The following is a 1,825-nucleotide window of genomic DNA, read 5'->3' on the forward strand; positions in this document are numbered from 1 at the left end:
AGCACGGAGTGTTCGCGTTCGGTGAGCCGTTCGAGCCGTCGATGCGAGGATCCGCTGGACAGTAGTTTGGCGATGACGGCCGGGTCCATGGCGGTCCCGCCAGCGGCGACGCGTTCCAGGGCGTCGATGAACTGATCGGCGTCGAAGACGCTCTCCTTGAGGAAGTAGCCGATGCCACCGGCGCCGTCGGCCAGCAGCTCGCGGGCGTACAACTGCTCGACGTACTGGGAAAGGATGAGAACCGGCAGTCCGGGCAGTTCGCTGCGGGCGGCAAGAGCAGCGCGCAGGCCCTCATCCGACTGGGCCGGCGGCATGCGGACGTCGATGACGGCAACGTCCGGCCGCCACGTCAGCAGTGCCTCAAGCGTCTCGGGTCCGGTGGCTGCTGTCGCCACCACCTGGTGCCCGCACGCCTCGATGAGGCGGACCATTCCGTCGCGCAGGAGGTAGAGGTCTTCGGCTACTACGATTCGCATGGCACCATCATCCTCACCCTGGTCGGGCCGCCTGCCGGGCTGATGATCTCCAGGGTGCCGTCGAAGACCGCGAGCCGGCGACGCAGCCCCGCAAGTCCGCCGTCGGATCGCAGGGTGGCCCCGCCGCGGCCGTCGTCTTCGACATCGATGACGATGCCGGTGTCGTCCTGGCTGATGGAGATCCGGGCCAGGGTCGCACGGGCGTGCTTGACCGCATTGGTCAGCAATTCGGCGATGGCGAAGTACAGGGCAGACTCGATCGGCGGGTCCAGGCGGAGCTGAAGAGGGGCGCTGACAGCCGCTTCGAGCGGGCTGTCCAGGGCAAGAGCGCGAACGGCATCGACGAGCCCGCGGTCGTTCAGCACGGGCGGGTTGATTCCCTGAACCAGTTCGCGGAGCTCGGTCAGTGACGCCGTGGCACCAGCCCGTGCTTCCCGCATCAGCATCCTGGCCTGGTCAGGGTCGGTTTCCATCAATTTCTCCGCAGTCGCCAAAGAGAGCCCGAGCCCGACCAGGCGGGCCTGCGCCCCGTCGTGCAAGTCCCGCTCAATCCGGCGGATCTCGGCGGCCTGGGCAACCGTCGCATCCGCGCGCTGGGCAGTCAGCTCGTCCACCCGGTCCGCCAACGCCATAGCGGGTGACGGGCGCAGGAAGCGAACGGCCACTGGCTCGACGCACCGCCAGGCATACGAAGCGCTAGCGACGGCCACGACCAGACCGAGCGCCCCGACGACACGCGCGGCGGGTCCCGGCTGGCCGAGCCCGAGCACCGCTACGGCCACCCCGGCCGGCGGGAGGGACGCGACCACGCCCGCGGTGAGCGGCGCGATCGCCGTGAACCGCAGGTCGCGCCAGTTGGCGGGGTCGCTCCACCGGACCCGCCACTTCTGATCCAAGAGGGCATCGCGGCGGGTGCGCTCGTAGCTGAAACCGTTCCACCAGTATCCGGTGGACATCCGCGTCACCGGCCCGGCCTGCCGGTATCCGGCGGGGATGACGGTGGCCGTCCACCTCGCGACGAGGAAGCGGACCATCCGGCAGACCGAGCGGGACAGGGCGAGCGTGCACCCGCACGCCAACACGACCGGCGCAACCCACGACCACGGGTTTCCCGCCCCCCACCAGATCCCCAGCGCCACGGCGGCTGCCCAAGAGGCCGGGACCAGCATGCTGATGACCGCCACGACGCACGCCCGTACGAACCCCACGCCAGCGCGCGCCAGCCACGAACCCAGCTGTCTCATGATGCTTCCTTCGCCTTCAGTTCGGTGCTCCCACTGTGCACCGAACGGAGCCCGCTACCGTTCTGGTCGGCCGGGGAGTGGGGCTATCCCCACCCGCCCCTGGGT

The 1,825-nt window shown here is 69.6% G+C and carries 2 protein-coding genes; both read right to left on the reverse strand.

The features are described 5' to 3' along the window. The coding region (locus ACQKIP_RS46505; RefSeq protein ID WP_427745769.1) for a response regulator at nucleotides 1–476 on the reverse strand (476 nt) is incomplete at its 3' end. Continuing rightward, nucleotides 464–1,720: a sensor histidine kinase gene (locus tag ACQKIP_RS46510; RefSeq protein ID WP_365866504.1), complete on the reverse strand. Its 1,257-nt coding sequence runs from the start codon at nucleotides 1,718–1,720 to the stop codon at nucleotides 464–466. The genes ACQKIP_RS46505 and ACQKIP_RS46510, both read right to left, overlap by 13 nt. Between the last annotated feature and the right edge of the window lie 105 nt (nucleotides 1,721–1,825).

Origin of the sequence: Streptomyces sp. NPDC059900, assembly GCF_050270335.1 — a bacterium.
Classification (GTDB): Bacteria; Actinomycetota; Actinomycetes; order Streptomycetales; family Streptomycetaceae; genus Streptomyces.

Excerpts from the sequence above, each read along its gene's own strand:
- ACQKIP_RS46510 (WP_365866504.1), bottom strand. The coding sequence starts at position 1,720 with ATGAGACAGCTGGGTTCGTGGCTGGCGCGCGCTGGCGTGGGGTTCGTA.